The sequence below is a fragment of the Myxococcales bacterium genome, from assembly GCA_023898405.1.
In the GTDB taxonomy this organism is placed as follows: domain Bacteria; phylum Myxococcota; class UBA727; order UBA727; family JABDBI01.
This window is the reverse complement of record CP060221.1, coordinates 1662554-1676721: the sequence shown is the minus strand read 5'-3', so window position 1 is coordinate 1676721 and position 14168 is coordinate 1662554. Positions and strand designations below refer to the sequence as shown.

General features: G+C 38.6%; 9 protein-coding genes. 6 read left to right on the top strand and 3 right to left on the bottom strand.

All coding sequences use genetic code 11. From position 1 onward, the window contains the following. Positions 1-151: 151 nt before the first annotated feature. The 4 genes from folD to H6731_07600 are packed head-to-tail and all read left to right on the top strand — an operon-like array spanning position 152 to position 3836. The gene (gene folD / locus H6731_07615; GenBank protein ID USN51961.1) at positions 152-1006 is read left to right on the top strand and encodes a bifunctional methylenetetrahydrofolate dehydrogenase/methenyltetrahydrofolate cyclohydrolase FolD; all 855 of its coding nucleotides are present in this window, start codon (positions 152-154) and stop codon (positions 1004-1006) included. Further along, complete coding sequence (gene gcvT, locus H6731_07610) at positions 1003-2070, top strand: glycine cleavage system aminomethyltransferase GcvT (GenBank protein USN50129.1); 1068 nt, start codon at positions 1003-1005, stop codon at positions 2068-2070. The genes folD and gcvT overlap by 4 nt, the downstream gene beginning before the upstream one ends. Positions 2071-2081: 11 nt before the next feature. Further along, positions 2082-2477, top strand: coding sequence for a glycine cleavage system protein GcvH (gene gcvH / locus H6731_07605; protein ID USN50128.1), 396 nt, complete (start codon positions 2082-2084; stop codon positions 2475-2477). A gap of 45 nt (positions 2478-2522) precedes the next feature. After that, positions 2523-3836: an NAD(P)/FAD-dependent oxidoreductase gene (locus H6731_07600; GenBank protein ID USN50127.1), complete on the top strand. Its 1314-nt coding sequence runs from the start codon at positions 2523-2525 to the stop codon at positions 3834-3836. Positions 3837-4205: 369 nt separating this feature from the next. On the opposite strand, the gene H6731_07595 is transcribed toward H6731_07600, so the two are convergent. Next, positions 4206-9089 (bottom strand): aldehyde dehydrogenase family protein, encoded by a 4884-nt coding sequence (locus H6731_07595; GenBank protein ID USN50126.1) that lies wholly within the window; start codon positions 9087-9089, stop codon positions 4206-4208. 50 nt (positions 9090-9139) lie between these two features. On the opposite strand from H6731_07595, the gene glmS reads away from it, so the two are divergent. Together glmS and H6731_07585 are read left to right on the top strand one after the other, a co-directional pair. Continuing rightward, complete coding sequence (glmS, locus tag H6731_07590) at positions 9140-10975, top strand: glutamine--fructose-6-phosphate transaminase (isomerizing) (protein ID USN50125.1); 1836 nt, start codon at positions 9140-9142, stop codon at positions 10973-10975. 121 nt (positions 10976-11096) lie between these two features. Further along, positions 11097-12365 (top strand): YheC/YheD family protein, encoded by a 1269-nt coding sequence (locus tag H6731_07585; GenBank protein USN50124.1) that lies wholly within the window; start codon positions 11097-11099, stop codon positions 12363-12365. 81 nt (positions 12366-12446) lie between these two features. Here the strand turns inward: H6731_07585 and H6731_07580 are convergent, their stop codons facing one another. Together H6731_07580 and H6731_07575 are read right to left on the bottom strand one after the other, a co-directional pair. Next, entirely contained in the window at positions 12447-12971 is a 525-nt protein-coding gene (locus H6731_07580; GenBank protein ID USN50123.1) for a hypothetical protein, read from the bottom strand. Between the two features lie 90 nt (positions 12972-13061). Next, on the bottom strand, positions 13062-14129 hold the full coding sequence (locus H6731_07575; protein USN50122.1) for a hypothetical protein: 1068 nt from the start codon (positions 14127-14129) through the stop codon (positions 13062-13064). Positions 14130-14168: the final 39 nt, after the last annotated feature.

The window sequence follows — 14168 nt, the reverse complement described above, 5'->3', positions numbered from 1 at the left end:
GTGTTCTCTTGCCGTATTGATCATTCCACTCAAAGGATGACTATGTCATGAAGAGCGTTTTAAAAAGTTCAAGTTTAGTATTATTTCTGGGTTTTTTAAATCGCTCTGAAGGCATCAAGAAATTTTATTGTTAGCTTTTCATAGCCAAGGGGTGCTCATGACTACCGCTCACGTGATCAATGGAAAAGCTCTCGCTGATACCATCATCACCACCATTGCTTCTCAATTGAGTGCAGGATTTCATCGCTCTCCTGGCTTGGCTTCTGTTTTGGTGGGAGAAAATCCAGCATCGAAAATTTATATTCGAAATAAAATTAGGGCTGCCCAACGAGCCGGAATTAGCAGTTTTCATCACCAACTTGATCAAAACACTTCCGAGCATGAATTGCTCGCTTTGATCGATAAATTAAATACTGATGAACATGTAGACGGAATTTTGGTTCAGATGCCCCTCCCTCCCCAAATATCCGCACAAAAAATTATAGAAACAATTGATCCTCAAAAAGATGTCGATGGATTTCACCCCATGAACTTAGGACACCTCATGAGTGGAGTTAAATCCAGCATTGCTTGTACCCCTTTAGGTGTCATGCACATGCTTAAAAGCATCAACTGCAATTTATCTGGAAAACATGCTGTAGTTGTGGGACGCAGTACCATCGTTGGCAAGCCTATGGCGCAACTCTTATTGCAAAAAGATGCAACAGTCACAGTATGCCATTCTAAAACCGATCCTCTTTCGCACTTCACCAGACAAGCAGATATTGTGATCGCTGCAGTAGGAAAAGCAAAACTGCTCAATGAACATCATATTAAGAAGGACGCCATTGTTATTGATGTTGGCATCAACCGAGATGAGCACAACAAATTGTGCGGCGATGTTGATTTTGATGTGGTTAAAAATATTGCTTCATACATCAGCCCTGTCCCAGGTGGCGTTGGACCTCTCACCATTGCTATGCTGCTTAACAATACGTGGGATAAATTTGCAGGAAAATTTTCATGACAGCAAAAAAAACTCCTCTTTATAATTGTCACCAAAAATGCGGTGCTCACATGGTAGAGTTTGCTCAAACTTTATTACCAGTGCGTTACCAAAGTGAAAAAGAAGAGCACCTGGCGGTAAGAAATCACGTCGGTATGTTTGATGTAAGCCACATGGGAGAATTTTTTGTTAGCGGAAATGAAGCCGAAAAATTTTTAAACTACACCCTGTCAAATAATGTTGAAAAACTTAAAAACAACCAGGCTCATTACTCGTTGATGCTCAACATCAACGGAGGCATAATCGACGATCTTATCGTCTATAAAATTTCACCGACTAATTTTTTGCTCTGCGTCAATGCCGCTAATATTGATAATGATTGGAAATGGCTCAAGGGCATGAGCTCAGATTTTGACCTTAATCTTGAAAATGCTTCCGATCGCTATGCTCAAATAGCACTGCAAGGTCCAAAAAGCATAGAGATCCTGCAACATCTCTGCGATGGACCACTCCCCGATCGCTTTCATTTTTCTCAAATAAATATTTCCTCTATGGCAGTACTGATCGCGCGCACTGGATACACGGGTGAAGATGGCGTAGAAATCTTTGTTGCCAATGATAATGCACAGGATCTTTGGAATATATTTTTAAACCATTCAGTACGCCCATGTGGACTTGCCGCACGTGATTCTTTGCGACTTGAAGCTGGCATGCTCCTTCATGGATCGGACATGGATGAGAATACAACGCCGCTTGAAGCGCGCCTTTCTTTTGCTGTTGATTTTTCTAAAAAATTTATTGGCAAAGATGCACTGATATTACAAAAAACGCAGGGACTGCAAAAAAAATTATTTGGCTTTCGTCTCAATGAGCGAGGAATTGCACGAGCTGGCTTTAAAATTTTTGATAAACATCAAAACCAGATTGGAAAAGTCAGCTCTGGCACATGGCCTCCAAGCCAAACCCAAGCCATTGGTCTTGCCTTTTGTACAGCTACAGACTTAAAAAATGGTGATGAAATTTACATTGATATCCGCGGTCGTCTTAGCAAAGCCTCTGTGGCCAAAACAAAATTTATTAGTTGATAGGAGCACGCATGACAAAAATAATTCCTGATGATCGGCTTTTTAGCGAAGAGCATGAATGGGTAAAAATTCAAGGTGATGAAGCAATCTTTGGAATCAGTGACTATGCTCAAAGTTGCTTGGGCGATGTAGTGTATGTAGAACTGCCTGACTGCGGAAAAGAAATTGACCAAGGAAAAGCTATCGGAGTTGTTGAAAGTGTTAAAGCTGTGAGCGATATTTTTGCTCCACTCTCTGGAACAGTACTGGCTGTCAATCACACGATTATCGATACGCCCGAACAGATCAATAGAGACCCTTATGGCGAAGGATGGATGTTAAAAATTAAACTACATGATCCAAGTCAAAGCAAAAAATTGCTTAATAGCAAGGCTTACGAAGAACTGCTTGAAAAAGAAGCTAAATAATTTTTAAGCATTTTCAAAACAGTTTCCCAACGGAAAGCAGTGATCGTGAAAAAATTATCGCTCATCTTTATTTTAGCCTCTATGCTTGTTGCTTGTTTTTCCATAAAGCAACAACCTATTCATCGAGGACAACATTTTATAGTGATTGGGTGCTCTTCTGCTGGCTATTTTGCCGTAAAAGAGCTTGAGAAACTTGCTCCAGATTCCGTTATCACCTGCATCGATCAGGATGCAGATCAAAGCTACAAAAGAACTTCACTTGCAGCACTTGTGAGCGGAAAGAAAACTTCCTCTGATATAGAAATGCTCCCGCCGATATCAAAAGAAAAAATTTTTTTTGATGGCAAAGTTATCGCTATAAACAGAGCGCAAAAAAAAATTATATTGGCAAACAAACAAGAAATTAATTACGACAAACTTCTTATCACTACAGGAACTCACCCATTAGCTCCTGCTCACCTTGAACACGTGTTTTTATTGCCAAATGTTGTGCACTTTAACTCTCAAGGAGATGTTCGAGCTATTTCAAAAATTATCAGCACAAAAAAACGGGTGTTGATCGTTGGTACAGGTTTACGATCACTTGAGCTTGCCGATGCACTCTCTCACATAAAACCTCCTCTCACCATAAGCTTACTCGCGCGCAACAATAGATTTCTAGGTACAAAGAGCGATAGTCGTGCTGATAAATTTATTATGCAACGTGCTTTGGCCAAAGGAATTAATTTGATTAATGATGGTCAAATTGAGAATATCTTTCGCCACGTCAACGATGGTCTTAAAGTGAAGATGAGCGATGGGAGCATAATTGAAACAGATCTCGTCATATTTGCCATTGGAAATCGCCCCAATAGTGAACTTGCTAAAGCCGCAGGTCTAGCGCTTACAAAAAATAATGGCATCAAGACTGATACTTATCTCAACACCAGCGATCCACATATTTTTGCTGCCGGCGACGTTGCAAGTTTTATTGATCCATTAAGCAAAGAATATATTCAAAGCAGCAAATGGCTTGCAGCTAAAGAGCAAGGAATTGTAGCCGCACATAACATGCTTGGGCAAAAGAAATCTTATACTCTTAATCCTCCATCCTATGCTTCATCTTTTTTTGAATTGAGCATTTTTACAGCGGGATCTGTTCGAGAAAATAAATTTGATAATAATTCATTTATTGATGTTTCGCCCCACCATTATTTTCGGGTGATATTAAAAAACCAACGCATAAAAGCATTTATTTTTTTATGGGAAAAAAACCACAAAAAACCAGATATTCTATTCATCAAAAATAAATTCATCGCTCAATCTCCAATCGGAATGAATGAACTCAAAGAAAAACTTCTCAATTTTGCAAAAAAATAGGTTTTTTCAATGACAATTATGCCTCATGGGCAGTAAATAAATTTTTGGGATTTTTATATTCTTATTTTTTAAATCCAGACAAAAACCTAATTTTTATTGGTGATAATGGCCAAGGATATCTTTATAGCGCAATCTTGATTAGGAGTTTCTTTCCACAAGTTCTTACACTCATTCATGATGTAAAGCCCGATGGAAAAACACCTCTAAGCATTAGTGTGGATGAAAAATCAAAATCCATACTTGGGAATTTGGTATGGCTCTATTTTGGATCCCCGCCTGCGCGGGGATGACAAGTAATGCAGGTATAACAAGTGAGCGTGACTAAGAATAATTTTTAAGGTCGCTAAAAAATTACTTTCAAAAGTATATCTAAGCTTGGTCGCAATCAATTATCTCTTTGAGAGTAACAAGAATTTTTTCAAATTGGGCCGATGAAAAATCACTTCTTGCGCATACCATCAACCAGTCATCAAAACCAATTCCACATTGGACAGAAAGCTCTTTGGCTTTTCTTTGCGCATCGTGAGCAGAAATATTTCTGAACTTCACTCCATGCCAACAGCCTTGCCCTCGATGATGTTCATTATCAAATAATTCCTGAAGTTGAGATGAAAATTGTTGAATAAGCCTAAGTGATCGCTCTGATGCAGCTAACAAATAATGGTATGCACGATTAATTGAAATCTCATCGCCATCCCAAGTTGAAATAAGTGTAAGAGGTTTTTCAACGAAATAATTATCATCAACAAATACATGTCCCAGTTGCCCACCAGTATACCACCACACCATATTGGCTTTTACCGACAAACTATCGCTTAAAAATAAAGTTTTCCCTGAGCGTCCCAATGATGACGTTGTTTCAACAAAAACGAGAGGAATAGAAGTTTGTTTGCGAATATCATCAAGTTTTTGTAAAAATTCATCATCGAAACTCAAAGCTGATTTTTCTCCCATGAGTTCCACTACAAAAGCCAAAATCTTATTGCTTGGAGTAGTTTTTAGAATCTGTTGGATTTGATTCAAACTTTCATGAGCGCCAACAATTTGCGGATGAGCAACATGTGGCCAATCAAACCATTTGAAAGGTTTGCTCTGTCCTTGATCGTGACTAAGCGATCGTGCTGCAGCAGTGATATTTCCCAACCATTGATGACTAAAACCGATCACCATATCTGCTTCGAGTCTATGATAACGAATACTTCTAAGTCCCTTATCAACAACCTCGTCACGTCCCGAAGTGAAATAGCTATGTTTTAAATGTTTTGGCATAAGCGCACGCAAGAGCTCGCTATAGCGAATTAGATTGGGCGTTGCCCAATTTGAGAGCGTTAGTTTTGATCCTGTAAAAGCACGGAAATAATTATTTCTAAGATCACGCTCCAATCCTTTGGGAATACTATGAAAAGCTGGCTGAATAGTATTGCTGCAATCAAGAGTTTGCTCAGTCATTAGGCTATCGCATATATGCTCGCTTTTTTTAAGCGGTAAACGATAATACAAAGCTTTGGCTTTTTCGGCACCGTACTGATTGTCATAAATTGCCACAGAATAAGCGCCAAGCTGTTCATTGATATGGGTCATGGCTTGAGCACGATCCAAACGATTTCTTCCTGTCAAAAAGTGATAGCGCTCATGCCCATCTTCTTTTTTCATTTTTTTGACACGTCGTATCTGCTCATTTTTTAAAATTCTACCCAAACCTCGACCTCTAACACGAGGATCCACACTAAGATTAGCCGAATAAAATGTATTATTTTTATTGCGCATTGAGTCTTGTAATGGCCCATCGATGTTTGCGTATTCTAGAGGGCCTCCAATAATGTAGCCCCCGACAAAACTGTGACCTTCATGCTTGCATTTTACCAAAAGACCAAGACTTGATTCGTAGCTTAGCCACTCCCTCAACTTATCCATGCTGTCTCTTCTACCTTCTTCGTAGGTATTTTTTTCTATTGCATGGATCTCATCGATGTGGTCATCAAAATTACCAGTTGTAAGTTCAATTAATTCAACTTCGCCTAGCTGCACTAGGTCATCTTCGTCATTGATGATAGGAACTGCTGTTCTTTTAAAACTATGACCTTCTTGCATGTCTACTAATGCTACAAATAATTTTTTAAATAAAGAATTAATAATTTGTTCACCAGTGGTCATGTTGAGCCGAAAACGCAAAGTTTTTTCACCAGCAATATATGCCATAAACCCCCTTTCAAAACGCTGATTTATCAAATCATTTGCGAGTTTCGAGGTGGGCATATCAAATGCAAAAGCAAACCCACATGCGCGCGTATTTTGCACCAAGTCTGGAAAATTTTCTTGCAAGCGTTTCAATTCTTTCTTTGCTTGTGCCTCGGTAGTAATAGCCATCGAAGTAGTTATAACTTTGGCCTGCAAAAGACCTCGCTTAAGTTGAATAACATGGGGACTATAATCGCGATGGTTATCCCACACACTCATAACTATACCAAGCTGAGCTTTTTTTCCTAAGCTGATGCAATCGGGATAATCGCGTTTACCATTAGCATCTTTGAGATCAAACTGTTGATGCCAAAAAAATTTCTGCCCCAAATGAAAACCAGTCTGAACTTCATCAAAAATCAAAGGAACTTTTAAACCACGGGTTAGCGCTCGCAGATAATTAAAAAACCTATAAGATGCGTAGCGATCACCGCCTTCGCACTGCATGGGCTCTACGATGACGGCACAAATATTGCCATGCTCGACCTCTTCCTTCACTCGCCTAAGACTATGTATTTCCAAATCAAGCAAGCTATCAGAGTCTTCAACCTGTGGAATTATTCCTAAAGATAAATCTCTAAGATGATCGAGATTTACCTTTGGTTGCTCAGTAATATCGTCCATTTTTGGAAAAGGAACAAAATGCGCCTCGAAACCTTCAAACATGAATGGTCCACGCTTTTCTTTATTGTAGGTGGCTTGCAAGGCCATGATGGTACGTCCATGAAATGCACCTTCAAAAGCTATGATGCGAGTTCCTCCAGGCCCATGTTGTCGACATAGATCAAAGGAAATTTCATTTGCTTCTGCACCAGAGGCTCCGTAGGATACTGACTTGAAAATATGATCAGATTGGTGATGAAGAAAATCTTCTAATTGTTTTTTTGCCAGCACAGCATTATAGGCTGCATCCGATAAATCATTTTCCTGATTGGAAAGATCGTAGTTTTGTGCAAGTTCACCATCGAAATCTCCTCGATCGTAAGAATTTTGTAATGTATCGGCATTGAAACCTGCGCCGATAGTTGCAATTTGACTTGCTGCATCAAATAAAATTAGCGGCTCATCATCCACACTGGCAAGATAAGCTCCTCGGCTTCGATAGAGATCTGCGACTGGTGCCTTTTTCTCTTTAGGTACAAAATTTCCTTGGTACAAACGATCAAGCATTGCTCGGGAACGAGGAATTTGCATATCCTTAGGTATGGCAATTTTTAATGGTTTATATTTAGAAATATTTAAACCTGTTTTTGCGCAGACTTCTTCCAAATATTTTTTTAAATTATTTATACAATCATCAGCATTTTTTATAAAATTCAAATTAAATTTTAGATATTTTTCATCGATAACAACTGCATCGGCAAAAATTTTAGATATACCTATGTAAAATTCATGTGAAAATTCTTTAAAGTCTGCAAATGAATTTTTTAAATAAATTAATTTATTTTGAGCAGCTGCTTCGCTGTTTATGCCAAAAAGTTCAAAGATTTTTTCGATTTCATGACGAGTATTAATGATATTTACACGCGTGTGAGACAGAGCTGAATCATTTAATAATTTTTTAAGCTCAGAAGAAGCACTACTTTCACCATAGGCCAAAGATGTAAGTGCTACAGGATAGGTTGTGTAACGAACAGCATCGATACCAGCAGGTCGTTGATTACCGCTTTTGTTAACTCCTCCAAAAGGCATCTGCCCATAAGCACCATTAGTAGATCGATTGAAATTGAGAACTCCACATTTTGTCTCACTGTACATCTTCTCAAAATTTGATTGGTCGATGCTAAAAAGAGAATTAGAAAGCCCATATGGACTCTGATTGATGCGTACAATAGCTTGATCTAAGTTCTGAAAAGATTCAAGTGCAATATTGGGACCAAAAAGTTCCTCACTTAAATAGCCTCCGATTGGATGTTCCCCACATACCTGATAGATCGACGGTGTGACAAAGGCACCCCCTTCGAGAACTTGAGATTCCAATAAGACTTCTACACCTTCTTCTTTTGCGCGTATAAGGCCACGCTGAAATTTTTCGAGCGCTTGCTTTGTGGCTAGCGGACCGAACATAGCTTGATTATTTTCTGTATCGGGCTTGAGTTTTTTACTCACATCTATCAATAAAGCGCGAAATTGTTCGAAAATATTTTGTTGCACAAGAACTCTGCTGGTGGCCGTGCAGCGTTGTCCCGTCGTCAAAAAAGATCCTTGAATTATTTCAAACAGCGCTTGTTCAATGTGGGCATCGTCCATCACGACTGAAAAGTTTTTTCCTCCCAACTCAAGTGCTATAATTTTATGCGGCTGATCGAGTAGAGCCTCTTGAATTTTTCGTCCGGTATTATAGCTGCCGGTAAACAAAACTCCGTCGATGTGCGGGTGAATGGATAATTTATGAGCAATACTGCCATCGCCCTGAACCATGTTCACCACGCCTTTGGGAAATTGCGCTTGTAGGAAACATTGAGCGTAGATCTCTCCCACTTGTGGACATATTTCCGAAGGTTTTATGACCACGGTGTTTCCGCTAAGAAGACTAGGAATTACGTGAGCATTTACTAAATGTGCAGGAAAATTATAAGGGCCGATTACAGCTAAAACTCCCTGTTTATGATGACGCGTCTGTGAACGGAGTTGATAGAGCGACTCATCTTGAATACGCTCAAGACCATGATTGATCATCAGATCGATGCGAGCAGATAAACTCTTTGCCTCTGTCAATGCCTCACTTTTGATCTTGCCCATTTCGTCTGATATGGCCTGAGCTATTTGAGCTTCATTTTTTTGAAAAACTTCCTTAAGTCGCATGAGATACTCAATGCGTTTTTCCAAACCTATATAATCCCATGATTTCATGGAATTTTTTGCTGCTTCAACCGCTTCATTTACGTGAGATACATCTGTTGTGGTGCGAAAAACAGGCACATAATTGCTGCTTGGATTTTTGCTTTCCAATGCTATGCTGCCTTCTTTAAATGAACCGTTTATGACATTTCCTTGACCAAGTTTACAAGCCATTGGCGCCTCCCTCAGGTATGAACTCGAAATAATGTCAAAAGGAATTTAATATGTGTGGAATTGTTGGATACATTGGAGAACAGAATGCAAAAACCATTATCATTAAGGGGCTCGAACGTCTAGAATATCGAGGTTATGATTCTTCGGGTATCGCAATAAATGAAAATAATTCTTTTGTCACTTTAAAAAAAACTGTTGGTAAACTTGGAGCGCTTAAAAACCATATTGAAAACCTCAATCTTAATGGCCACCAGGCCATTGGCCATACTCGCTGGGCCACCCATGGAGCCCCAAGCGATGTCAATGCTCACCCACACAAATACGGACGCGTTTCGGTAGTTCATAACGGTATTATTGAAAATTTTAGCGAATTAAAACATCGCCTGCAGACGAAGGGGCATAACTTCTCTTCTTCCACCGATACCGAAGTAGTTGCCCACATTCTCAATAGCCTATTAGATGAGGGCATCGAGATGCTCAGTGCTCTGCAACGTATCAGCGATATTTTACGCGGTACCTACTCTTTGGGAATTTTGCTCGATGGTGATAATGAGCGCCTCTATTTTATAAAAAATGGTTCTCCTCTCATTGTTGCTCGGGGAGATAATGAATCTTTTTTTGCATCCGATCAAATGGCTTTGGTTGATTTTAAGCCTGATTATTATCCGCTCAAAGACGGCGATTATGGTTTTATCAGTAAAACAACTGTAGAGATTTATGACCTTTTAGGAAAACGCAAAGATTGCCACTTTTTACCCCTCAAAGCTCAAGCCGAGAATATTGAACGCATGGGCCATAAACATTTTATGCATAAAGAAATTTTTGAACAGCCCGAAGTCATCGAACGTGTACTTTTAGGACGTATTAAAAATGGATTAATCGATCTTGATAATTTTGGACTGAAATTCGAAGGGATGAAACACATAAGTCGCATTCATATTATTGCATGCGGCAGCTCATACATAGCCGGGCTCATCGCTAAACCTGCTTTGGAAACTGCTTTAGGTATTCCTGTCGAAGTAGAAATTGCCAGTGAATATCGCTATCGCACAACACTTAGCAATAGCTCAACCTTGGTAATAGCTATTTCTCAATCAGGAGAAACCGCTGATACGCTAGCTGCATTGGACAAAGCCCTAAGTGAAGGCGCTTTATGCGTGTCAGTTTGTAATGTATTGGGCTCAGCTATTCCTCGTGTTTGCGAAAATAGTGGAGGAAATCTCTATCTCAATGCTGGACCCGAAATATCCGTTGCATCTACCAAAGCATTTTTGGCACAAGTAGTAGCTTTGAAATTATTAACCTTAGCCTTGGAAAAATATTTTACTCCTCAATCTCCTCATGAAGAATCACAAAAGGTTCAGGCTTTTTTTCAATTAAAAAACGCAATTATGCACATGCTTGAACAAGATGAAGCTATAAGCAAAATTGCTTTTGCTCTCATGCACCAACCGCGAATGTTATTTTTGGGACGAGGAGAACTTTTACCGGTAGCGCTAGAGGGAGCTTTGAAAATGAAAGAACTCTCCTATATTTTTGCCGAAGGTTATGCTGCGGGAGAACTGAAGCACGGACCCATAGCCACTATCGATCCACAGATGCCTGTTGTCATTGCTTTTTCCAATGATATTTTGGGAGTCAAAACATTAAGCAATCTTTTTGAAGTCAAAGCTCGTGGTGCTTGTGTAATTTCCGTTGCCCCTAAAAATGCAGTTGATGTACAAGAAGCTTCCGATTACTTTATTCCCCTAGAACATTGTGATGAATTCCTTTTGCCTATTCTTGCAACTGTTCCCTTGCAATTATTGGCTTACCACCTGAGTAATCACAAAGGTATTGACGTGGACAAACCAAGAAATTTGGCTAAAAGTGTCACCGTTGAATAATTAACCTCACAGATTGAAATTAAAAAATATATTTGAAAAAAACCTCTACACAACTTTCAAAGATTTATCTCCGATAGAAAGCCTATCGTAATGGTTTGAGCTGCTATTTGGAGAATAATCTATGAAAATTTATAAAAATTTTGTTTTCCTAAGTTTTCTTATCTTTTTGTTGAGCCCCTTTTTGGCTCATGCTCTCGAACAGGAAACTACAGATAAACCTGAATTTGTCTTTGCTATTTTGGCTACTTATCGGACACGAGAGAATCTCGTCGATAAAGCGCTGGAACAAAATATTCTTGCCTACAATATAAATTTCAATTCTGAAATAGATTTTGAAAAAGGCGTTATGAGAAAAGTTTTCCAACGAGATAAAAATAAGCGCTGGATAAGGGCAAGTGAGGCTCCCTTACCAGATGTTGTCTATGATTTTGGTGTGTATAAAAATAATCCCAAAAATAAAGAAAAAGCCAAACTTCTCAAAGCTCAGCTCCATGATTTAGGTATTCCTTTTATTAATCCAGAAACAGACACAATGGAACCTGTCAACAATAAACGTTTGTTTGCTAAAATCATGGCAAAAAATAATATTCCTCATCCGAAAACACATACATTTTCTAAAAGAAATCTAAAAAATATGTATAAAAAATATGACCAACTCTACATAAAACCAACTTTTGGCAGCAAAGGATACGGCATCATAACTATTGAAAAATCTCCAAATTTATCGACTTTTTCTATTGGGTATAAAATAAAAAATAAAAAAGAAAAAAAATGGGTAACTATTCGAGAAGAGAATATTAACAAGAAAAAACTCTATGCCAAGGTCAGTGAAGCTCGAAAAAAAATCAAGCAAACTAACGCTCGCTATATCATTCAACAAGGAATACTCACTTATAAATATCAGGACAAGTTAACAGACTTTCGCTTTAATGTGCAACGCGGGGAGCTCGGAGTGCAAAAGGTAAGTGGATATCAGATGCGTATAGGAGGTAACTTGGCTCAAGGTGGAAGACCTGGAAACAGTCAAATCGTTCTACAACCTCTAGAACTAGACAAAGATATAGATCACGGAGATCTTATCCAGAAGTGCAATCACATCGCGATTCTCACCGCGACTGCTTTAGAAAAAAAACTAAAACAAAAAATTGGTGATATTGGAATCGATATTGTGTTGGATACAGCAGGAAATCCATACGTCGTCGAAGCTAATGGTAAGAATGGCTTTATGAGTACCTATATAGAAAAAAACCCACAAGTTGACACCCTATTTGGTCTTCCTCCAGCACTAGAAGAATGTAAACAGCTTGATGGAGCTCACGAAGATGCCCTCCTTGAGTATGCTCGCTTCCTATCACAAAGCAGCAAGGATTTTGCTAGCAGTAATTCTTAAACTCATGTCATTATTTTCTTGGACACGATCCACTTTTGGCGTGTCCAAATACCAAATTCATCATTCAGCACATCTAAATTTTCAAACTACAGGTTTTTTTGTTCCTAACTGGTCTCTATTTATACTGTTATTTTCGTATTTTTTGTTTATAAAAATTATAAAGTTACGCTCACTTTCGCCAAATACCTTAATGTAATTCCCACATTTAGAAAATCTCACCTGGTAAGTTTTAAAATTAGGTTCCACTTTAACTTTTTCATCAAGAACGTATAAACCTGCATCATTAATATCATAAAAAAGTAAGTAATTACCTGAAGAGCAACATAGCAATAATGAATCCGTAGGAGAAAAAGTTAGATCTCTAATACATGGACCTACATCTTGAAGGTCAGAATTTTCATAATTTTTACTTTCACCAGATGGATATTTAATGTTGATCCCTAAGCGACAGATTTTTTCTGCAACATAGCTTTCACCATTAATAACCTTTGATGTTAATGCATGATCCTCAAATTCCACGTATTCATTTGGTTGTGAAATAATTTCCCAATTAGCCAGCAGACTTACTGGAAATAACAGAGCACCAAAAAAAAATAAACTTTTCATAAAAGCATCCTTTAGCAACAACAATATCGACAAGGTAAAATTCACATTACTTTTGTCTAGGGATTGAAGCCAGAAAGCGGAGTAAGATCATTACAAACTAATGCTGTAATTTGCATCTTCTAGTAACTCTTCGTGAGCAATACCTGAACACGCTATGGTGGAACGTTGATTAATATCCATTACAACGGTTCCACAGGTAGTTGTTTTGTGAGGATAATTTTTATCGGGCGCTATTGAAACAGATCTTAATGCAAGAAAAACTTTTTTTGGGCTTGAAAGATCTTCATGTCCAATAACCCCTTGCAAGTGTTCAAGGCGCCATAGAGTATTTGATCCCTTGCGGATCATGTGAGTCTTTCTCATTTCTGCATCAAGGCAGTGATTGGTATGAAAATACTTCTTGCTCGCATCATCGCAGATTATCTTCTTTTTGGTGCCGCTCAATTCAATACCAAAAAAATTATTTTCATCAACAACTGCATAATGTCGTCCAGAACTACTGGGACATTTCATAATTTCCTCTTTGGCACTTTGTGCATTTTTACACATCAGTATTTTTCTTACCAAAGCAGGCCACAACACACCTATACGTGCATCAAAACTGCTGAGATTATTAATAGCAACCCCAACACCATGCTTATTTAGACCCATCATTCCCAAACAGCCAACAATACTAAACGCCAAACAATCTTTAACTTTGAGCATGATGATATAAGGCTGGGCACTTCCATGAATATCCCATGTTTGCCCCAGTACGGGCCCATTATGAGTGGGGCTATAAATTATTGAGCAACCGCTGTTAGCCTCGGTGGCATCACTATCTTTTGACAAATCGTGATGAGCATTAGGCATAATATCTCGCAAATCGGTGTAGTGATTTAAGACGATCAAGTGCTCAAGAGATACATTACTTGCATCTGAAATGCCTTTTAATTCCAAAAATAGCTCTTTGTCAAAATCATACAGAGGCCGGATGTGTTTATGAGCAAGCTCTAAGATATCTTTCGTTTTTTTAAAATGTGAGCTTATACGCATACGCTCCATTCTAATCGAAGCAAGTTCACCTATTTCACGTCTGTATGTCTCACCATGCTGATGACCTATTGCCAAAGAGTCATCGGCTTCTAGCTCTAGTACGCGTAAAATTTGTGAGTGCATTGCTTGCTCCTGTTGTCTGCTTCATTAAATTTCATCGGC

Coding starts and splice junctions, on each gene's coding strand:
- H6731_07585 (USN50124.1), top strand. CDS start 11,097: ATGAAAATTTATAAAAATTTTGTTTTCCTAAGTTTTCTTATCTTTTTG.
- H6731_07575 (USN50122.1), bottom strand. CDS start 14,129: ATGCACTCACAAATTTTACGCGTACTAGAGCTAGAAGCCGATGACTCT.
- gcvT (USN50129.1), top strand. CDS start 1,003: ATGACAGCAAAAAAAACTCCTCTTTATAATTGTCACCAAAAATGCGGT.
- H6731_07595 (USN50126.1), bottom strand. CDS start 9,089: ATGGCTTGTAAACTTGGTCAAGGAAATGTCATAAACGGTTCATTTAAA.
- glmS (USN50125.1), top strand. CDS start 9,140: ATGTGTGGAATTGTTGGATACATTGGAGAACAGAATGCAAAAACCATT.
- gcvH (USN50128.1), top strand. CDS start 2,082: ATGACAAAAATAATTCCTGATGATCGGCTTTTTAGCGAAGAGCATGAA.
- H6731_07580 (USN50123.1), bottom strand. CDS start 12,971: ATGAAAAGTTTATTTTTTTTTGGTGCTCTGTTATTTCCAGTAAGTCTG.